Source organism: Acidaminobacter sp. QWL-03 (assembly GCF_058683855.1).
The window spans coordinates 2,188,383-2,209,097 of the sequence record NZ_CM178752.1 but is presented as its reverse complement, the minus strand read 5'-3'; the positions used below and the strand labels follow the sequence as shown (position 1 = coordinate 2,209,097).

Sequence of the window (20,715 nt, the reverse complement as noted above, 5' to 3'; positions counted from 1 at the left end):
GGTACTGCGTTTGACAAAAGAATTCGTATTAGTAATTAATCCGGGATCTACTTCGACAAAAGTTGCTGTTTTTAAAGAGAATGATTTGATTATTCAAGAGAATTTGACTCACTCAGCTGAGGCGTTGTCAAAATACGAACAAATTGCAGATCAGTTTGATTTTAGGACGGAGTTGATACTTACCTGGTATCAAAACTCGGGTTACAGTCTTAACGCCCTTAAAGCAGTCATCGGCCGCGGCGGGTTGTTAAAGCCTATGCCAAGCGGTATTTATGAAGTCACAGAGGCTATGATGGAAGACCTTAAAATTGGAATTCAAGGACAGCACGCATCAAATCTAGGAGGTCTGATTGCTGACTTGATTGCGAAGAAAGCGGGCGTTAAGGCCTATATTTCGGATCCGGTCGCTGTGGATGAATTTGATGAAGTGGCTCGAATATCAGGAATACCGGAAATAAAACGCAAATCGTTGGTTCACGCATTGAATATTAAGGCTACTGCGCATCGATATGAGAAAGAGCAAGAGAAGGACCTAAAAGACATGAACTTGATTGTGGTGCACATTGGCGGGGGCATTTCTGTCGCGCCTATGACCAAGGGAAAAATTGTAGATGTCAATAATGCCAATGAAATGGGGCCTTTTTCACCCGAGAGAGCAGGTACCTTGCCGGTTGGGGATGTAGTTAAAATGTGTTTCTCAGGCGCCTATACAGAAAAGGAATTGAAAACAAAGATCAACAGTAAAGGGGGATTGGTAGGTTATCTGGGTACCAATGACGCCCGAGAGGTCATGAAGCGTATTGAAGCGGGTGATCTTCAGGCAAAATTGATTTTTGATGCCATGGGCTATCAAATCGCGAAAGAAATTGGCGCCATGGCCGCAGTTCTTGAAGGACGTGTGGACGCAATCCTATTAACGGGTGGTGTGGCGTATTCTAAGTACCTGACAGACTTAATCTCTTCCCATGTGGAATTCATAGCACCGGTCGTCATAAAGCCGGGTGAGGACGAAATGACGGCCTTAAATGAAAGTGCACTCAGAGTTTTGAATGATATTGAGACTGCGAAACTATATGAAAACGAGGTGAACTAGGTGATTAAAAACTTTGATGAAGTTATTGAGGCTGCGAAGCTGAGAGGACCTAAAACTTTGGCCGTTGCCTGTGCTCAGGATGAGGATGTATTGCTGGCAGTAGAAAACGCCAGAAAAGCAGGAATCGCTGAGGCAATCCTCGTTGGAAACAAATCAGAAATTGAAGCTATAGCCAGTCGACAAAACATTGATTTAAAGCATTATCAAATTGAAGACATTCAGGATTTGGCGGAAGCTTCTTTGAGAGCGGTAGAGCTGGTATCCTGTGGTAAGGCTCACCTTGTCATGAAGGGTCTGGTGGACACTGCCATCATATTAAAAGCTGTTTTGAACAAAGAAGTCGGGCTTCGAACCGGCAACGCTTTGAGCCATGTGGCTGTATTTGATGTTCCGAATTTCCCAAGGCTTTTGTTTGTGACCGACGCCGCAATGAATATTGCGCCGGATGTTGAGACTAAGCGGATGATTATAGAAAACTCATTGGATGTTGCGAAAGCGCTGGACATCGAGCTCCCAAATGTGGGTGTGATTTGCGCCAAAGAAAAGGTCAATGACAAAATGCCTGCGACGGTAGACGCGGCTGAACTGGTCAGAATGAATCAAGAGGGCATCATTAAAGGCTGTAAAGTGGGTGGTCCGTTCGCGCTTGACAATGCGGTTTCTGAGGAGGCTGCAAGGATTAAAGGCATCAAGGATCCAATGGGTGGTAAAGTCGATATTTTGATGTGTCCGACCATTGAAGCCGGAAATGTCTTGTACAAGGCACTTACATTCTTGGCAGGGGCAAGAAGTGCCGGCATTATTGTAGGTGCGAAAGCCCCGGTTGTGTTAACTTCCCGTGCGGATGATGATGATTCAAAATTAAACTCCATCGCACTGGGTGTGTTGATGGCAGCTTTGAAATAGAGGTGATTTGATGTCAACTTATAGAGTTTTAGCAATCAATCCGGGTTCAACGTCTACAAAGATTGCCATTTTCGAAAATGAAAAGTGCTTGTTTGAAACGACACTTCGACACTCAAATGAGGAAATTTCCAAATACGCGCACATTTTTGACCAATATGAATTCAGAAAAAATGTCATTCTCGATGTATTAAATGAAAAGGAAATCAATTTAACGAAACTGAGCTCGGTCGTCGGCCGCGGCGGACTTCTTAAACCAATTGAAGGCGGCACTTACCTAGTGTCGGACAATATGCTGCAGGATCTCAAGCAGGGCGTCCTGGGTGAGCATGCCTCAAACCTCGGCGGTGTTTTGGCTTATGAAATTGCGTCAAAGCTCAACATTCCGTCATATATAGTGGATCCAGTCGTGGTAGATGAACTTGACGACATTGCGCGAATCTCTGGCATCCCTGAAATTAAGCGGATTTCAATCTTCCATGCGCTCAATCAGAAAGCCGTTGCACGCAGGGCGGCGAAGGAAATGGGCCGCGACTACCATTCGCTCAACCTGATTGTCGCGCACCTTGGCGGTGGGATTTCAGTAGGCGCCCATAAACAAGGTCGTGTCATTGATGTGAATAATGCTTTGGATGGAGAGGGACCGTTTTCGCCTGAAAGATCCGGCAGTCTTCCGGTTGGGGACTTGATTAAACTCTGTTTTTCAGGAAAAATGACTCAGAGTGAAATTAAGAAAAGAATCACAGGAAATGGCGGCCTGGTCGCTTATCTGGGAACCAATAATGCGAAGGAAGTCTCTGAACGCATTGACGCAGGGGATCAGGAAGCGGAACTGATTTATCAGGCTATGGCCTATCAGGTGGCCAAGGAAATTGGAAGCTGTGCAGCAGTTCTGAAGGGTGAGGTGGATGCGATTCTCATCACGGGTGGAATTGCTTATGATAAAAGGTTTGTCAATTGGATCGAAAAGAGAGTTCAATTCATAGCGCCAGTTAAGAAATATCCTGGTGAAGACGAAATGACGGCCCTTGTTGAAGGCGCACTGAGGATTCTGAATGGGGAAGAAGAGCCAAAGCAATACCTTTAATGTGAAGGATGTGACAGAATTGCAGAATGCTCTACTGGCGGATCGCAGAATCCGGGTCATCATTGGTCATTATGGAAGCGGCAAGACGGAGTTCTCGGTTAATTATGCTTTGGCAATGTCCCAGGCTGGATTGAAGACTTCGCTGGCGGATCTCGACATTGTCAATCCTTACTTCAGATCCAGAGAGAAAGCAGAAATGCTGGAACAGCATGGGATCCATGTCATCAGCAGTTCAAGGGGCCACAACGCGAATATTGATATCCCGATGATTTCAGCTGAAATTTTCGCGCCGCTCGAAAATTTAAGCACGCATGTGGTACTGGATGTCGGAGGGGATTCGATTGGAGCGAGGGCGGTCGCACAATTCAGGCATCACTTAAAACCGGGACAATATGACATGTATTGCGTGATCAATAGAAATCGTGAACAGACGAAAGATCTTCAGGGTGTTATGGACCATATTGGTGGGATTGAAGCGACCATCGGCGCAAAGGTCACTGGACTCATCAACAATACACACATGTTGAGGGAAACGACTGTTCAGGATGTGATGTATGGTCAGGCGTTGGTCCTGGAGGTTTCGGCGTATACCGGACTGCCAATTCGATATGTCAGCGCGATAGCGACCGTGGCAGAGCAACTGCCCAAGTCTTTGGCGGGGACCATCTTACCGCTTGAACTATACATGAGAGAAGCTTGGATGTAGGTCAATATGCAGGCTAAATGGAACAGGATAACGAGGAGGAATCAGCGTGGCAAAAGCTAAAGGACACGTAGAGTTCAACGAAAATATCTGCAAAGGCTGTGGATTGTGTGTTGAAGTCTGTCCTGTCAAAATCATTGCACTTGATCGAACCAGAATCAACGTCAAGGGCTATTATCCGGCATCTGTGGCAGAGATGGATAAATGTATAGGGTGCGCGAATTGTGCAACGATTTGTCCGGATCTGGTCATTACTGTTGAGAGGGAAATGGTCTAATCTACCAAGGAGGGATCCATCATGGCAAAAGTTTTGATGAAGGGCAACGAAGCAATCGGAGCGGCGGCTATTAATGCGGGCTGCAGATATTTCTTCGGCTATCCGATCACACCGCAGAATGAAGTGCCTGAATATATGTCCAGAGAATTGCCGAAGGCTGGCGGAGTTTTTGTTCAAGCTGAAAGCGAAGTTGCGGCTATCAATATGGTATATGGGGCTTCCGGCGCGGGCGCGAGGGTTATGACATCGTCTTCCTCTCCGGGCATCGCACTGAAGCAAGAGGGGATTACATATATCGCCGGTGCGGAGCTGCCTTGCGTCATAGTCAACATCATGCGCGGCGGTCCTGGTCTCGGCGGAATCCAGCCTGCTCAGTCAGATTACAACCAGTCGACACGCGGCGGCGGCAACGGTGATTATAAGCTGCTGGTATATGCTCCGGCAAACCTTCAGGAAATGGTAGATATGGTTCAGGAAGCCTTCGATGCTGCGGATTACTACAGGAACCCGGTATTGGTTGTGGGCGACGGCATGATTGGTCAAATGATGGAACCGGTTGAATTTAAACCTTATGTGTCTAAATATGAACTCGCTGAAAAAACCTGGGCTACGGATGGTACAAAAGGGAAGCGTGGGCCGAATATCATCAACTCCTTGTTCCTCGACCCTGCCAAGCTCGAAGACCACAATGTGAAACTGCAGGCAAAATATAAAGCTATCAAGGAAAACGAGGCGCGTGCTGAGTTATACAATATGGATAAAGCACAACTTGTCATTGTCGCCTATGGTACAACCTCCCGCATAGCCAAGAACGCTATAGAGTCTCTTAAAAAAGAGGGGATTGAAGTAGGCCTGATCCGGCCTCAAACCCTGTGGCCGTTCCCAGATCGCGCATTTGAGTCATTGCCTGAATCCTGTAAAGGTCTTCTGGTCGTTGAAATGTCAATGGGACAGATGATTGATGACGTTAAGCTGGCAACCAGCTGTAGACTTCCGGTAGAGTTCTATGGCAGAGCTGGCGGTATGATCCCTGAACCGGATGCAATAGCAGACAAGATCAAGGAAATGCTTGGAGGTGTCAAGTAATGGCGGTTGTATTTCAGAAGACGCGTGGTTTAACAGACGTTCAGACGCATTACTGTCCGGGATGTACTCATGGAATAATTCACAGACTAGTCGCTGAAGCCCTTGAAGAACTTGGCGTTCTCGATGACTCGATTGGGGTTTGCCCAGTCGGCTGTTCTGCGCTTGCCTATGACTATTTCAACTGCGATATGCATCAGGCTTCCCATGGCAGGGCGCCTGCGGTCGCGACCGGAGTAAAACGCGTTCACCCTAATAATGTCGTTTGGACTTACCAGGGGGATGGCGATTTGGCTTCTATCGGCACAGCGGAGATCATTCACGCGGCACACCGCGGGGAAAAGATCACCACGATCTTTGTCAACAATGCTATTTATGGCATGACGGGCGGACAAATGGCACCGACAACGCTGGTCGGGCAAAAATCCACCACCTCGCCTTATGGCAGAGACGCTGATACCTGCGGATTTCCGCTCAAGGTCGCTGAAATGATGGCCACAATCCCCGGGGCTGCATTTGTTGAGCGCGTCTCTGTGGATACGCCTGCCAACGTCAGAAAAGCGAAGAAAGCGATCCTCGAAGCCTTCAAGTGTCAAATTGAAGGCAAAGGTTTTTCAATTGTTGAGGTCCTGTCAACTTGCCCTACAAACTGGGGCATGACACCTGTGGATTCCCTCGCATGGCTCCAGGCGAACATGATTCCTTACTATCCGCTTGGCAACTTCAGAAAACCAGAGGAGGCAAAGTAGGATGATTAACGAAAAAGTAATTTGCGCAGGTTTCGGAGGACAGGGCGTCATGTCTATGGGCCAGCTTATGACTTATGCAGGCATGCTTGAAAATAAAGAGGTCTCCTGGCTTCCGTCTTACGGTCCGGAAATGCGCGGCGGTACAGCAAACTGCAATGTGATCGTCTCTGAGCAAATGATTGGTTCACCAGTTATAACCAACGATGCCACGGCTGCAATTGTCATGAATTTGCCTTCTCTAGACAAATTTGAGAGCCACGTTCAGGCGGGCGGCATGATCCTGGTAAATAGCTCATTGATCACAAAGAAGGTCATGCGCGAGGACGTTCGCGCTTACTATATACCGGCAAATGAAATAGCCAACGAACTCGGAAATCCTAGAATTGCCAACATGGTGATGCTGGGCGCTTATCTCGAATTGGCGAAGCCTGTTGAAACTGGCAGCATTCTTGAGGCTTTTAAGAAGGTATTCGGAGAAAGCAAAGCGCATTTGGTACCGCTCAACAAAGAGGCCCTTGAGCGCGGTGCGGCATTCATCAAGTCACTTAGAGCATAATAGTTGTGTTGTGTGCAGCCCGGGGATCCCCGGGCTGTTTAAATTGGCGAAGGTACATGATACAGGATGTAAGGCGGCGCCAACGGACATAAGAAGGATTCTGGGGCCGCACCCAATGCCCCTTCTTCCTTTCCAGCATTTGTGGTATAATGAAGTTTAGTGAATATGAACGTTGGGGGAATTTTTTTGTTTGCTGAGTATTTTCAGGCGGCGGCGCTGATTTTCATAGCTGAAATGGGCGACAAAACTCAGATTTTGTCCATGGCGTTCGCCACGAAGTTTAAAATTCGCCAGATCCTGATAGGGGTGGCGTTGGGTGCAGCGCTGAATCATGGCCTTGCCATAGCTTTTGGCACTTTGCTCAGCCGCTATTTGCCCATGGATTGGCTGCAGTTAGTCGCAGGGTTGCTCTTTGTTTTTTTTGCCTTTTGGTCTCTGCAAGCAGAAGAGTCCGAGGAAGAGGAGGTCAAGGCTGCCTATGGTCCGGTTCTGACCGTCTCTCTGGCGTTTTTTTTAGGTGAGCTTGGTGATAAGACACAGCTGACGGCGCTGACACTATCGGCAGGGGCTCAGTGGCCTTTGGTGATCTTGGCAGGGACAGTGACGGGCATGGTGTTGACGAGTCTGATTGGCATTCTCGTCGGGATTAAGCTTGGGGACAAAATCAAAGAGCTCTATTTAAAAATGGGTGCATTTGCAGTGTTCATGTTCTTTGGCCTGCAGAAGCTCTTCGTGAGCCCGCTGACATCAGCCTGGACGTGGAGTTTTTGGATGCCATTGATTCTTGGCATAGCCATCTTGTCTTACTTTAGAATAATTACGTTCCAACGCAAACTCGCCACAATAGAGAAAACACAGTTTCAAAGAAGGGCCGAGGCGCTCAAAATCTTTGCCGGAACACTCAGAAACGAAGTCGAGCTTCTTTGCAAGGGTGAAGCCGCTTGCAGTACTTGCATAGGTGACGCGTGTCTGGTTGGCTATATGAAGTTGATTCTGGAACAGGCAGAAGAGCATATTGAGATCAATACAAAGAGTCTCAGAGATATCGAAAAACTCCTTGACCGTTCCTATGACCGACAAAAAGCGCGAGGCATCCTCAATATGCTCAACCGCTTTTATGCCGATCATCCGGATGATTTTGGGAACAGCACCAAAGACATCTTCTCCAGCGTCCGTGGAAGCCTTGAGCGAATTGTGTTCGGAACACCGCTTGGAGAATTTGATCAGTATCAGGATTATAAGAAGGCTATTGAAGCCAGGGACAGCAGCTTTGGACTAAAAAAACTGTAAGGAGCGTTTTATGGGAAAACTATTTGGTACAGATGGTGTTAGAGGAATCGCAAATGTGGAGTTGACCAATGAGCTTGCCTATAAGCTTGGACGAGTTGGAGCCTATGTCCTCACAAAGCAGAATCATCATGCGAAGTCGAGGCTTATCATAGGCAAAGATCCCAGAGTGTCTGGCGATATGCTTGAGTCGGCTTTGATAGCTGGAATCTTATCCGCAGGCTGTGATGTCATTAAAGTGGGCGTAGTTCCAACGCCGGCGATTGCTTACTTAGTCAGACATTTGAAGCTGGATTCCGGCGTTATGATCTCTGCGTCACATAACCCGGCAGAATATAATGGCATCAAATTTTTTAACTCTGAAGGATTCAAGCTCTCTGACGAAATAGAAGAGGAAATTGAGAATTATATTCTGAACGGCAAAGATATTGAAATTGAGCCAAGCGGACTAAAAATTGGGAGAAAGACTGAAGTGTACAAGGCCAATGATCTCTATTCTGAGTTCGTTGCCTCGACGATCGACACCGATCTGGAAGGTCTTCACATTGCGATCGACTGCGCCAATGGGGCTTCATCCGAAGTTGCGGTAACGACGTTGAGAGCTTTAGGCGCGAAGGTAGATGCATTTCATCATATACCAGACGGCATCAATATCAACAAGAACTGCGGGTCAACGCATACGGAGGTCATTGGTGAAATCGTCAGAAACGGGGGCTATGACGCTGGCCTCGCATTTGATGGGGACGCGGACCGCTGCCTTGCTGTGGACGAAAATGGTATTTTGGTGGACGGCGACAAAATCATGGCCATATGTGCAATTGAGCTGCAGAAAGCCAATATGCTGAAAGACCAGACGGTGGTCAGTACGGTCATGAGCAACATCGGATTTGAAGAAGCGCTGGAGAAACGCGGCATGAAGGCGCTTCGCGCAAAGGTGGGAGACCGTTATGTCCTGGAAGCCATGCGAGAAAACGGATACGTGCTCGGCGGCGAGCAGTCTGGACATATCATTTTCCTGAATCACAACACGACTGGTGATGGGTTGATGACGGCCGTTAAGTTATTGGCAGCGCTCAAGAAAAGCGGACAGAAAATGTCAGAGCTGGCAGGCGTCATGCAGGTCTACCCTCAGGTACTAAAAAACGCTAAGATCAAAAACGAGTTTAAGCATACTTACATGGAAGACGCTGTAATTGCAGCGAGAATCGCAGAGGTTGAGGCTGCGTTTCACGGAAGGGGTCGTGTGCTGATCAGACCTTCGGGGACTGAGCCGCTGGTGCGCGTTATGATTGAGGGCGACGATCAGGCGCTGCTTGAAAAATATGCCGCTGAGCTGGTCGGCCTAATTGAATCCAGGCTGGGGAAAGCTTAGAACTCTTAATTATGTCATATGGCACAGGGTTTAGGATAAAAGTGGTGTGGGCAGTGTACAATATATCACCTCAAGCTTAAAGACGTGCCCCAGAGTTCCGCTTCGCTTCACTCTGGTCGCGGGCTGCGCCCTATACAAACAAAAGTGATCCCGTTCATCAGAGAGCAAGCTCTCTTCTGTGAGTGGATCCAATTTTTCACCTCAAGCTTAAAGACGTGCCCCAGAGTTCCGCTTCGCTTCACTCTGGTCGCGGGCTGCGCCCTATACAAACAAAAGTGATCCCGTTCATCAGAGAGCAAGCTCTCTTCTGTACGGGATCACTTTTGTTTGTGCACGTCTGTTAGCCTTCGCGGATGCACGGCTTTAGCTGAATCATAACCATCGGCATAAAAAAGCTCATTTAAAGCGGCGCTTGAAACTGAAGCGCTGCTTTTCCTTTATATGTGAATATTTCGGTTGAGCAGTGCACCCTTCACGCTGATTTAGAGCAATCATATCGGTAAATCAGAGCAGGCATCACGACAAACAGAGCAACTCATCATTTCGACTTTATAATAGAAATATGCACACTTCGTTGTGTAAATTTTTGTTGGAGGTCGATAATTGTGGTGAATTATCGAGAAATCATCAGACTTAAATGCCAGCATCACAGTAACAGTCAGATTTCTTCAAGTGTTCGCAGCTCCAGGAACACGATCGCCGAAGTATGTTGCCTTGCTGAAGAAAAGGGTCTTTTAAAGTGGCCTTTACCTGAGGATCTGACAGACGGCGACATCAGAGGTATTCTTTATCCAGGTAGGATTAGCGAATCAGGCCGAAAGATACCAGATTATGCTTACATTCACAAAGAGATGGCTAAACCTGGTGTGACACTCACTTTACTATGGAGCGAGTATTGCGAACAATGCGAATCAGAAAAATCAATTCCATACCAATACACCCAGTTTTGCGATTATTACAAGGCATTCGTTTATAAAACGAAAGCAACAATGAGGATTAAACACAAGCCAGCTGAATTATTAGAAGTTGACTGGGCCGGAACCACCTTATCAATCATTGACGATATAACAGGTGAACCCCATAAAGCTTATGTGTTTGTTGCAACTTTGCCTTGTAGTTTGTACAGTTACGCTGAAGCCTTCACCTCAACAATTACAGAAAACTGGGTCACTGCCCACATGCATGCATATCAATTTTTCAGTGGAGTAACAAGAATACTTGTCCCTGATAATTTAAAAACTGGCGTTATTCAAAACACGCGAAACGAGTTAGTCCTCAACAGAGTTTATCAAGAAATGGCAGAGCATTATGGCACTGCAATTATTCCGGCTAGACCATATTCTCCAAAAGATAAGCCAAGTGCTGAAGGAGCTGTCGGCGTGATTTCAACTTGGATCATTGCAGCATTACGCAATAGAAAGTTCTTCAGCCTAAATGAATTAAATATTGCCATTGGAGAGAAACTTGAAGAATTCAACACAAAACCGTTTCAAAAAAAGAATGGAAGCAGGCTGACTGCATTTGTAGAGGAGGAACAATCCTATCTACTGCCATTACCTGCTTCCATGTATGAAATTGCTGTCTGGGCGAAAGCAACCATACAACCCGATTATCTCATAACTGTGGATGGAAACAAGTATTCAGTTCCATATGAGTTTATCGGAAAACAGGTGGACATCAGATATACAGGAAAAGCCATTGAAGCATTCTTCCACAACAATAGGATAGCCTCTCATACCAGAAAGTTTGGAATAAGTGATCCGGTTATACTGCCAGAACATATGCCTGAAGCTCACCGGCAATACCTTGCATACACTGCCACAAATTTTGTTGAATGGGCAAGTGAGGTTGGACATTCTACGGAAACCGTTATGAAAGCGCTCCTTGCAGCAAACAAAGTGGAAAGGCAATCTTACTCCTCATGTAAATCCTTAATGAAGCTTGCAGATAAGTATTCCGTGGAACGGATTGAAGATGCCTGTTTGCGCGCGCTTGCATATACACCAAGTCCCAGCCTTAAAAACATACAGATGATCCTTAAAACAGGACAGGATCGAGTAAAACCTGAAAAGGATAAACCAGCATCTAAACCAAGTGGTGGTCAATATGGCATTACAAGGGGTGCCGCATACTACGGAGGAGGTAAATCAAATGATTAACCAACCTACCGTTGAGAAACTCCATTTAATGCGGTTAAGCGCCATGGCAGATGCATTTGAAAATCAAAGCAGTGACCATTCCTACGACGGCCTGACTTTCAATGATCGTTTTGGAATGATTGTGGATGCAGAATATCAAAAAAGACGATCCAGTAAACTTCAAAGGGCAATAAGAACAGCATCTTTTCGTTTCCCAGATGCATGTGTAGAAAATATCGAATACCATGCGGATAGAGAACTGGTGAAATCTGAGATCCTTCAACTGTCAACTTGTCGCTACATATCTGATGGACATCATATCCTGTTGAAGGGTGCTGCCGGCAGCGGTAAGACGTATCTTGCATGTGCCTTAGGCAATGCAGCTTGCAGAAGCTTTTTTAAGGTCAAATATATCCGATTACCAGAACTGCTGAATGATCTGACCATTGCGAAGGGAGAAGGGACCTATAAGAAGTTGATCAAAGCTTACCAGAAGGTTGATTTGCTGATCCTTGATGAATGGCTGCTCAAACCGCTTTCAACCGATCAGGCTATGGAGTTGTTTGAAATCATTGAAGCAAGAACAAGAAATGGCTCAATGATTTTTTGTACTCAAATCGATCCGCCAGGGTGGTATGAACGAATTGGAACCTCAGAAGACGGTACTGTTTCTGAAGCGATTATAGACCGTATAAAGCATAACTCATATGAGATTTTCATCAAGGGTAAGATGTCAATGAGAGAGCGTCACGGTTTGAAATCCAACAGTATTGGAGGTTCCTACTAATGGATATAGAAAATTACAAAGCAAGATACGAAGAGCTTCATGAGATTTTTGATCAATTATTGTCTGCACACCAGCAAGTTTTGATTGAGATAGGAGAATTGCGGACTGAGAACGGGATTCTGAAAAGCATTTTGGATAAGCAGGGTATCGAGTTGCCAGCCAGATATGATGATTTTTAACCAATTCAATAAGTAATCGTGGGTATGCCACTTCGGTGGCATATCCATTAATAGTATGACCTGCTCTGTTCCCGAAATAGGTGCTCAAATTTACCGAGATGCCTGCTCTATTTCACCGTGATTCCTGCTCTACGCGAACGAAATATTCAATATGGAATCGGGAGATAGGCGGCAAAATTTTGGTACCGCTGTGATGATTTACTTATTTCCTAATTTGTTACACATCCGCTGGAGAACAATGATATAATGTAAAAGGCTATTGACACAAAAAGAAGCGGCCATAAGGAGGGGTGGAAAGCCGTTAATTGGATAGAACTGCGATGTAAAAGCAAAGCGCCAGAACTGCCATAACTTATTCGACTGGCAGTTGACGAGGACGGGGTTTATCGAAATTTCGGCGGATGCCCCCGCGGTCAGCCGTGACCGAAAACATTCCCAAAGCTTAGGAGTGATCCTGGGGACAAATGGAATGGGACGGTATGTAATGAAGCCTATTGGGACTCAGTCGCAGTGTCCTGTTTCTTTTTGCGCGATGCCAAAAACATAAAAAAGGAGAATAAAATTATGTGTGGGATCGTAGGTTATATTGGAAGTCAGGAGGCAGTCCCTTTTTTGCTGGACGGCCTGGAGCGACTGGAATATCGAGGTTATGACTCCGCAGGGCTGTCAGTCATTGACGGTGAGGGACTCAAAGTCAGGAAGATCAAAGGCCGTCTTGAAGGGCTGAAAAACCTGATGAATGAAGATCCCATTTCTGCGCATGTGGGCATTGGTCATACCCGCTGGGCTACCCATGGGGCGCCAACAGTTCCAAATGCCCATCCGCATTTGAACCAAAGCGGAACTATTTCTGTCATTCACAATGGGATTCTTGAAAACTACATGAAGATTAAAGAATGGCTTATACAGGAAAAAGGTTATGAATTTAAGTCTGAAACGGATACAGAAGTTATAGCGCACCTGATCGATTTTTACTATGACGGAGATATTCTGAAAGCTGTCAACAAAGCGGTGGAAGTCATGGAGGGCGCCTATGCATTGGGCGTCATCTGCCAGTTTGAGCCGGATAAAATTGTCGCTGTGAGAAAGGACAGCCCTTTAATCGTTGGGCTTGGAACGGATGCGAATTTCATAGCTTCGGATATCCCGGCGCTTCTGAAGTACACCCGCAACATCTACCTGATCGAGAATGGCGAAACGGTACTTTTAACAAAAGACAAGGTGACTATTTGGGATGAAAAGGGCGACGAGGTCAAGCGCGACATCTATCAGGTCACCTGGGACATTGACTCTGCTGAAAAAGAAGGCTTTGAGCACTTTACGCTTAAAGAGATCTTCGAGCAGCCAAAGGCTATTCGCGACACCCTGTTTCCGAGACTGGACAAGGAAGATGGCATCGTGCTCGACGGGATCAAGCTTTCAAAAGAGCAAATTGAAGCTTTTGACCGCGTCTATATTGTGGCGTGCGGCACCGCTTATCACGCGGGTTTGGTTGGAAGATTCGCCATTGAGCGCTTTGCGGGCATTCCGGTGAGCGTGGAAGTCGCTTCGGAGTTCAGATACAGAGATCCGTTTATTGATGACAAAACACTGTTCATTGCAGTATCACAGTCAGGGGAGACCTTGGATACACTGGCAGCGCTCAGGGAAGCCAAGAGAAAAGGCGCCAGGATTCTGAGCATTGTCAACGTTGTGGGCAGCTCTGTGACGCGTGAGAGCCATGATGTGCTGTACACATGGGCAGGACCTGAGATAGGGGTCGCGTCGACTAAAGCATACACCACCCAGTTGATCGCGTTCTACCTGATCGCATTGTATATGGCCAGACTGACCGGAAAAATGACTGACCCTATATATCACGAAATTCTGGATGAACTGAAGGTCATGGACAAGAAAGTTGAGGCCGTACTTAAAAATGCGGATGTCTGCAAAGCTATGGCACAGCTTCAAAAGGACAATACGTCGGTTTTCTTTATGGGCCGCGGTGTGGATGTTGAAACTTCGTTTGAGGGCTCCCTCAAATACAAGGAAATTTCTTATATCAACTCCGTCGCCATCGCAGCAGGTGAGCTGAAGCATGGCACGATCGCGCTTATCGAAGAGGGAACGCTGGTCATGGCACTCGCGACTCAAGAACGCCTCTTTGAGAAAATGTGCTCCAATATGCTCGAAGTCAAAGCCCGAGGCGCACACGTTGTGGCGATTGCTCAGGAAGGCCGCACGGAGATTGAGAAGTACGCCAGTGAAGTGTTCTATATTCCGCACACCATGGATGAACTTGCACCGCTATTGTCCATTATTCCGCTTCAACTGTTGGCTTATTATGTTTCGGCAGCGAGAGGCAATGATGTGGACAAACCACGCAATCTCGCCAAGAGTGTAACTGTCGAGTAAAGTACAATAAGGAGGCTGAGCGTCAGTGATTGTGACCACGACCCCAAGTATAGAAGGAAAAAAAATAATCGCTTACAAAGGTGTAGTCTTTGGAGAGGTCATCTCAGGGGTAGACTTTATCAAAGATTTTGCGGCAGGGCTGACCAATTTCTTTGGCGGACGATCCGGATCCTATGAAGGCGAGCTTATAGATGCGAGAAATCAGGCTATGCAGGAATTGGAACGCAGGGCCGGCGCGCTTGGCGCCAACGCAATTGTAGGTGTGGACATCGATTATGAGGTGCTCGGACAGGCTGGGAACATGTTGATGGTGACCGCATCTGGTACGGCGGTTGTCGTGGAGTAGCTCCTCTGACCATCGGAAAAAGCCTGAATAATATTACGAAAAAAGATCCGCGGATCAAGTCATACGGCTTGGTCGGCGGATCTTCTCAGTTTTTGGGTTGTCTGTCATGTTGTTGTCAGCGAATGACGACAACAGGGATTTCTGAATGGTGAACAACCTTGTTTGTAACAGAGCCAATCAGGAGACGTTTGGCTGCGCCCATGCCATGGGTGCACATCATGATCATGTGATAGTCCTCAGTCTCTGCAATGCGTACGATCATTTGAGCAGGATCACCGGTAACATGCATTTTTTTAATATTAGTGATGCCTGCTTCGCGAAGTGAAGCCTCAGCTAAATTAAGCATCTCTTGCGCGGTCTCTTCAAATTTTTCGCGGTTTAAGTCGTAGACACCAATCAGGTCGCCATGAACAAGGTTTCTGTCAAGCGGAATGATATTGAGAAGTGTCACTTCATAATCGAGGCAAGACACGAAATCCTTGAGATACTCTTTGAGTCTGTCAGGAACATTGGATGAGTCAATTGGAAGAAGAAGCTTTCTCATTGTCCAGACCTCCTTAAATGTATTATGGAGAGCCTTAATCTGCAATCCCGGAGGACATTGCAGACTTTAGGCTCTCAACTGCTTTATCGTCAATATACCTATAGGAATCGGTGCGCGCGACCGTAAAGTTCATGTGGCTACTGAATAACGAGAACTGGCACATAACAGTTATGAACCACTTTATTCGTCACACTGCCGATCATCAGGCGTTTTGCTGCGTCGAAACCATGGGTGTTCATAAGAACGATACGGAATTCTTCGCCTTCTGCAAGGGCCACAATCTCAGCAGCGGGATTGCCTTTAAGCACTTTGGTTTTAACGTTCTCAATGCCGGCGTCCTTTAATTGCTGAGCGATCTTGGCAACCATTTCGTTGGCGACATGTTCAAATGTTTCGCCGTGGAGTCCGAATACTGTCGCAAGATGAGGGTGAGACAGAGCTTCCTCGTAAGCCATGACGTGCAATACGGTAACTTCATAGCCTTGAGAGGTGGAAAACTCTTTGACGTAATCAAGGGTTCTTTCGCTGAGTTTCGCGCCATCAACTGGAAGTAACAGTTTGTTCATGATGACACCTCCTTTGTTTCCTCCGGTTTTTCCATATATACCCCCATTAACGCCAATTAAAAGATTTAAAGTTCAAATTGTATCGATACAAGTTGGACTTGTTTTGATTATGCGTTCTTAATAAAAAACCGGTATAGAGCTCTGCCGATGGTGATGTGCAGACTTCTGTACCGGTTCATTTCAAAGGATTAAGCAGCATTCTCCGCGTTTTGCTTTATTGTAGCGGCACGCTTTTTTCTGCTGGCCGTGTTGAGAAACAGGACAAGGAAAGCAGCTGCGACAGCTATACCGACAGGGTACGCGAAGGAAGCCGGGAGTTTAAAGCCTTCAGGTGCGATTAGGATATAAGTTATGGAAACGGCACTCATGAAGGTTGCAGGAACCGTTGCGATCCAGTGGACCTGGTTTTTGAGGTAGAGATACATCGCTGCTGCCCAAAGAACGATCATAGCCAAGGTTTGGTTGGACCATGCGAAGTAACGCCATACGATGTTAAAGTCGATTTTAGTCAGCGCGAAGCCGATGACAAAGAGTGGAACCGAAATCATCAGACGGTTCTTGATTGGACCTTGCTTGTACTTGAGCATATCAGCTATGGTGAGTCTCGCGCTTCTGAAGGCAGTGTCGCCTGAAGTTACCGGGCAAGCGACAACGCCGAGAATTGCGAGGACACCGCCGACTTTGCCCAGAAGCGTATTGGAAATCGTATTGACGACCCAAGCTTGTCCGCCGTTCGCGCTCATCTGAGCACCGAGCTCACCAGTGCTGCCAAAGAAGGCCATAGCTGCCGCAGCCCAGATCAAAGCAACGATTCCTTCTGCGATCATAGCGCCGTAAAAGACTTTTCGACCTTGCCGTTCATTGGTGATGCATCTTGCCATCATAGGAGACTGAGTGGAGTGGAAGCCGCTGATTGCGCCGCAGGCAATCGTAATGAACATAAGCGGCCAAATCGGGAGGTTGCTTGGGTGTAAGTTGGCCAGCTGGATTTCGGGAATTTGGTAACCGCCGAACAGAATTCCGCCAGTGACGCCAACCGCCATAATCAACAAGGTTGCGCCAAAGAGGGGATAAATTTTACCAATCAATTGATCGATAGGCAACATGGTTGCAATAACATAATAAGCGAAAATGGCATAAATCCAGAAGACCTTATTGAAGGTCGGCGGGGTGATGCCGGAAAGCAAGGCAGCAGGGCCGGTAATGAAGACGACGCCTACCAGAATAAGTACAATGATTGAGAAGCCGCGCATGAAATTCTTAAGGCCAGGGCCAAGATAATGGCCGACAACTTCTGGAATACTCGCACCGTTGTGTCGGACAGAAAGCATTCCTGAGAAATAGTCGTGGACGCCGCCTGCAAAGATTGAGCCAAGTACAATCCAGAGGAAGGCGACTGGACCCCACAGGGCACCCGCTATGGCACCGAAGATCGGGCCAAGACCGGCGATATTCAAGAATTGAATCATGAAGATTTTCCATCCCGGAAGCGGAACGTAATCAACGCCGTCGTTCATGACAACGGCTGGCGTAGTCAGGCTTTCATCTGCGCCGAACTTCGACTCGACGATCTTGCCATAGATGAAGTAGCCTGCGACCAGAGCGACAATAGACAGAAGAAAAGAAATCATTTGAGTCCTCCTTTTACTATGTATGAGTTCGCGTTTGCTTACAGGTCCAAGTGTACAATAAAAAAAACGCCTGAGGCGTTTTTAGGTATGAAATGACGTGAATTCTGCATGAAGCGTCAAAATGATCCCATAATTTGTTTGAACTCCGACAGGTAATGCCGGCTGACAGGGATTGGATTTTCGATATCTTTCAGTTTCAATTGATAAGTGTGGTTGAACCATGGGATTATTTCCTCAATCTTGTCCAGATTAACGACGAAGGATCTGTGACATCTGAAAAATTTTTTTGGATCCAGCTTCTTTTGAAAACTGCTGATACTTGAGACGACTACGAAGGCATCTTCCTTGGTAAAAATATGAACTTCTCGCTCGCGAACCTCAATATAACACAACTCAGTGACAGGTACCACTCTCATTTTTTCTGACTTCCAAAGGGTCAGCTTTTCGGGATATGAAATCTCGACGGGATCCAGTGCGCTCAGTTTATTGAGAAGCAGTTCCAGCCTGTCTTCAGAAAAAGGTTTCAGCAGATAGTCAAACGCTTCAAGTTCAAAGGCTTCCACGGCGTATTCCCTGTGAGCAGTCACAAAAATGACCCGCGAGTCCACCCCCCATTGTCTGAGCTGTCTGGCGAAGCTCATACCATCCAGCTGCGGCATGCTGATGTCCAGAAAGACGAGGTCGGGTTTTGTCTGACGGACGTATTCCAAAGCCTCCGGTGCGTCGTCAAAATCCTCAAGTATTGTGATGTCGCTGTTTTGTTCAATCAGATAAGCAAGCTCCTTGCGCGCGGGCATTTCGTCATCTACAATGATACAATTCAAGCGACCACACCTTTCGTCTGGCTTGGAATTTCAAAGGATATGCGAGTGCCTTTGTTCAGGCGTTCTATTATTAAACCGCTGCCATAAATCAAACGAAGTCGATTTTGCACATTGGATAGTCCAATGTGATGGCTAGGCAGTGTCCCTTGTTCAATTTGCGAAATCAGGTCAGGATCAATGCCTCTTCCGTCATCTTCCACCGTGATTTTTGCCGTACCTTCTCCTGTCTTTTGAATTATGAGTTGGATCGTGCCTCGGCCAATACCTTCCATGATCCCGTGTTTGACAGCGTTTTCAACAAGTGGCTGAATGATGAGGGAAGGGATGGAGAGTTCGAGATCCGAATCTATGATGTATTCAACTTTAAGCTTGTCACCAAAACGGGCACGTTCAATATCCACATAGGCTTTTACCTGTTCGATCTCACGGCTGATGCTCACCAATCGATCCGCAGATTCTAAATTGTATCTTAAATAAGTGGAAAGATCGACAATCAACTGTCGCGCCTTTTCGGGCTCATCTCGTGTGAATGCGGTTATGGTGTTGAGTGCATTGAAGAGAAAATGCGGGTTAATCTGAGACTGAAGGGCTCTAATTTCAGATTGTGTCGCCAGTTCCTCCAATTTGTGTATTTTGCTGATCTCCAGCTGTGTCGATATGATCTGAGACAGTCCAATGGCAAGCTGTGCCGTACTTTCTGAAATCATACCCTCTTTGCCATAATATATTTTAAGTGTTCCCATGACCTGTTCGCCTTCAAAAATAGGGACTATTACTGCGGATTTCAGTGGGCAGTTCTCGAAATCACATTGAATGTCCGTTTTCTTGTTCAGAAACAAAATCTCACCTGAATCGATGACCATGCGAGTCGCCTCTGTTCCAATGGGGCTGCCGCTTTCATGATGATCCGCGCCAAGGCCGACGTGAGAAAGAATCGTATCACGATCAGTAATTGATACCGCGTCCGCCTGAATAGAAGCTTGGATGATCTGACAGATTTTCTCAATAGATTCAGGCGTGATGTCCCTGAAATAAGGCAGTGTCTGGTTGGCCACATCCATAGCCGTCTTGGCCTGACGTGCCGCAATATTCTCTTTCTCGTCAAAGAGGTTCTGAATAATTAAGATCAAGATGCTGATTCCAATGCCGTTGGTCATGCTCATGGGCAGATAAATGCTCTTAACCACAGCAAGGGCTGCCGGAAAAGGTTTTGACATCAGAAGAATCAGCAGCATTTCGAAGGTTTCCATGACAAAGCCGCCAGCGAGTCCCAGCATCCATTTGTTTTTTCTGGTGGACTTATGATAGATAAAGGAAGCAGCAATGCCTGCGCCGATGGTCGCAATTGCACATGGTACTGCTGTCAGTGACCCCACCTGCATAGTCAGTCTGTGGAGCCCTGCGATGATCCCTGCTGTAATGCCAACAAAGGGACCGGCCAATATCCCGCCGACCATGACGCCTATGAGCCGCGTATTTGCAATGGCACCTTGAATTTCTGTACCAATATAAGTGCCTAAAATGCCAAAGGCGCCAAAAATAAACGCCAAGATCAGTTTTTCCTTAAATGAAAATTTTTCTTTAAGCATAATTTTCTTAAAGAGTGACAGTCTTGAAAGCCAAAAGGCGAGAAGGACGACGTAGCCCAGGTTGTTGGTCAAATTTCGCAGAAGAATCATGCGTCAACCTCCACTTGATCAAAATTGAGATGTTCTATTATACCATGTTATTTGTCCTTTTTCCTTCCTCTGAATAATGAGAAGCTCCCAAATCCACCAATAATGGCAATATAAAACGCGAAATCATAGGCAAGCCCGGTGTTGTTGACCTCGTAAATTCTGTAGCCGCCGCGAATGAACCCAAGGAGCATGGACAGCGGGGCGAGCCAGCCGTGCCAGATCCCTGACAGGAAGCCGGCCGGATGATCCGCGGTATAACTGCCATCCCCGGGCAGGCAGGCGGTTAGAGTAAGCATGATTAAAAGGATCAAAAGAGTAAGCGTAATTCTTTTCATGTAAGAACCTCCTCGTGGGCAATCTATGACAAAAGCTTACAGGCGAAATAAAAGTCTGTTCCTCTGTTTGTTTTCTTACTCATTACAGAGTGGCTTCAAACAGAGAATTTTAGTTGTTTTAGAATTACAAATATTGTATGATTCTAGTGCTATGTAAATTTTAAAACAATAACAACATACAA

Annotated in this window: 21 protein-coding genes; 15 read left to right on the top strand and 6 right to left on the bottom strand. The window is 46.6% G+C overall.

Features of this window, described 5'->3' with window-relative positions; genetic code table 11:
• The first annotated feature begins 10 nt into the window (after positions 1-10).
• The 15 genes from buk (AC4PHM_RS10255) (at position 11) to AC4PHM_RS10185 (ending at position 14,954) form a co-directional block, all read left to right on the top strand.
• The gene (buk, locus tag AC4PHM_RS10255) at positions 11-1,093 is read left to right on the top strand and encodes a butyrate kinase (RefSeq protein WP_492017716.1); all 1,083 of its coding nucleotides are present in this window, start codon (positions 11-13) and stop codon (positions 1,091-1,093) included.
• A gap of 3 nt (positions 1,094-1,096) precedes the next feature.
• Positions 1,097-1,999: a phosphate butyryltransferase gene (locus tag AC4PHM_RS10250; RefSeq protein ID WP_492020494.1), complete on the top strand. Its 903-nt coding sequence runs from the start codon at positions 1,097-1,099 to the stop codon at positions 1,997-1,999.
• A gap of 7 nt (positions 2,000-2,006) precedes the next feature.
• Positions 2,007-3,083, top strand: a complete 1,077-nt coding sequence (gene buk, locus AC4PHM_RS10245; RefSeq protein WP_492017715.1) for a butyrate kinase — start codon at positions 2,007-2,009, stop codon at positions 3,081-3,083.
• On the top strand, positions 3,052-3,789 hold the full coding sequence (locus AC4PHM_RS10240; protein ID WP_492017714.1) for an ATP-binding protein: 738 nt from the start codon (positions 3,052-3,054) through the stop codon (positions 3,787-3,789). Before buk (AC4PHM_RS10245) ends, AC4PHM_RS10240 begins: the two co-directional genes overlap by 32 nt.
• Before the next feature lie 46 nt (positions 3,790-3,835).
• Positions 3,836-4,063, top strand: a complete 228-nt coding sequence (locus AC4PHM_RS10235) for a 4Fe-4S dicluster domain-containing protein (protein ID WP_291404474.1) — start codon at positions 3,836-3,838, stop codon at positions 4,061-4,063.
• 21 nt (positions 4,064-4,084) lie between these two features.
• Positions 4,085-5,149 carry a 3-methyl-2-oxobutanoate dehydrogenase subunit VorB gene (locus tag AC4PHM_RS10230; protein ID WP_492017713.1) on the top strand — a complete coding sequence of 355 codons (1,065 nt, stop codon included), beginning with the start codon at positions 4,085-4,087 and terminating at the stop codon, positions 5,147-5,149.
• Positions 5,149-5,895 carry a thiamine pyrophosphate-dependent enzyme gene (locus AC4PHM_RS10225; protein WP_492017712.1) on the top strand — a complete coding sequence of 249 codons (747 nt, stop codon included), beginning with the start codon at positions 5,149-5,151 and terminating at the stop codon, positions 5,893-5,895. Before AC4PHM_RS10230 ends, AC4PHM_RS10225 begins: the two co-directional genes overlap by 1 nt.
• 1 nt (position 5,896) lies before the next feature.
• A complete protein-coding gene (locus AC4PHM_RS10220) occupies positions 5,897-6,451 on the top strand; it encodes a 2-oxoacid:ferredoxin oxidoreductase subunit gamma family protein (RefSeq protein WP_492017711.1) in 555 nt (184 codons plus the stop codon).
• A 186-nt stretch (positions 6,452-6,637) separates the two neighbouring features.
• A complete protein-coding gene (locus tag AC4PHM_RS10215; RefSeq protein WP_492017710.1) occupies positions 6,638-7,741 on the top strand; it encodes a TMEM165/GDT1 family protein in 1,104 nt (367 codons plus the stop codon).
• Between the two features lie 10 nt (positions 7,742-7,751).
• Entirely contained in the window at positions 7,752-9,110 is a 1,359-nt protein-coding gene (gene glmM, locus AC4PHM_RS10210; protein ID WP_492017709.1) for a phosphoglucosamine mutase, read from the top strand.
• A 608-nt stretch (positions 9,111-9,718) separates the two neighbouring features.
• Positions 9,719-11,269 (top strand): IS21 family transposase, encoded by a 1,551-nt coding sequence (gene istA / locus AC4PHM_RS10205; RefSeq protein WP_492017486.1) that lies wholly within the window; start codon positions 9,719-9,721, stop codon positions 11,267-11,269.
• Positions 11,262-12,035, top strand: a complete 774-nt coding sequence (istB, locus tag AC4PHM_RS10200; protein WP_492017487.1) for an IS21-like element helper ATPase IstB — start codon at positions 11,262-11,264, stop codon at positions 12,033-12,035. Before istA ends, istB begins: the two co-directional genes overlap by 8 nt.
• Positions 12,035-12,214 (top strand): hypothetical protein, encoded by a 180-nt coding sequence (locus AC4PHM_RS10195; protein ID WP_492017488.1) that lies wholly within the window; start codon positions 12,035-12,037, stop codon positions 12,212-12,214. Before istB ends, AC4PHM_RS10195 begins: the two co-directional genes overlap by 1 nt.
• A gap of 564 nt (positions 12,215-12,778) precedes the next feature.
• Positions 12,779-14,608: a glutamine--fructose-6-phosphate transaminase (isomerizing) gene (glmS, locus tag AC4PHM_RS10190; RefSeq protein ID WP_492017708.1), complete on the top strand. Its 1,830-nt coding sequence runs from the start codon at positions 12,779-12,781 to the stop codon at positions 14,606-14,608.
• Between the two features lie 25 nt (positions 14,609-14,633).
• Entirely contained in the window at positions 14,634-14,954 is a 321-nt protein-coding gene (locus tag AC4PHM_RS10185; RefSeq protein ID WP_492017707.1) for a putative heavy metal-binding protein, read from the top strand.
• A gap of 115 nt (positions 14,955-15,069) precedes the next feature.
• Here AC4PHM_RS10185 and AC4PHM_RS10180 read toward each other — a convergent pair whose 3' ends face one another.
• The 6 genes from AC4PHM_RS10180 to AC4PHM_RS10155 all read right to left on the bottom strand — a co-directional run bounded on the left by AC4PHM_RS10180 (position 15,070) and on the right by AC4PHM_RS10155 (position 20,533).
• Positions 15,070-15,498, bottom strand: coding sequence for a universal stress protein (locus AC4PHM_RS10180; RefSeq protein WP_492017706.1), 429 nt, complete (start codon positions 15,496-15,498; stop codon positions 15,070-15,072).
• Between the two features lie 137 nt (positions 15,499-15,635).
• Positions 15,636-16,064: a universal stress protein gene (locus AC4PHM_RS10175; RefSeq protein WP_492017705.1), complete on the bottom strand. Its 429-nt coding sequence runs from the start codon at positions 16,062-16,064 to the stop codon at positions 15,636-15,638.
• Between the two features lie 188 nt (positions 16,065-16,252).
• Positions 16,253-17,695: a carbon starvation CstA family protein gene (locus AC4PHM_RS10170; protein ID WP_492017704.1), complete on the bottom strand. Its 1,443-nt coding sequence runs from the start codon at positions 17,693-17,695 to the stop codon at positions 16,253-16,255.
• Positions 17,696-17,811: 116 nt separating this feature from the next.
• Entirely contained in the window at positions 17,812-18,519 is a 708-nt protein-coding gene (locus AC4PHM_RS10165; RefSeq protein WP_492017703.1) for a LytR/AlgR family response regulator transcription factor, read from the bottom strand.
• A complete protein-coding gene (locus AC4PHM_RS10160; protein WP_492017702.1) occupies positions 18,516-20,198 on the bottom strand; it encodes a LytS/YhcK type 5TM receptor domain-containing protein in 1,683 nt (560 codons plus the stop codon). The genes AC4PHM_RS10165 and AC4PHM_RS10160 overlap by 4 nt, the downstream gene beginning before the upstream one ends.
• 47 nt (positions 20,199-20,245) lie before the next feature.
• Positions 20,246-20,533: a hypothetical protein gene (locus AC4PHM_RS10155; RefSeq protein WP_492017701.1), complete on the bottom strand. Its 288-nt coding sequence runs from the start codon at positions 20,531-20,533 to the stop codon at positions 20,246-20,248.
• Between the last annotated feature and the right edge of the window lie 182 nt (positions 20,534-20,715).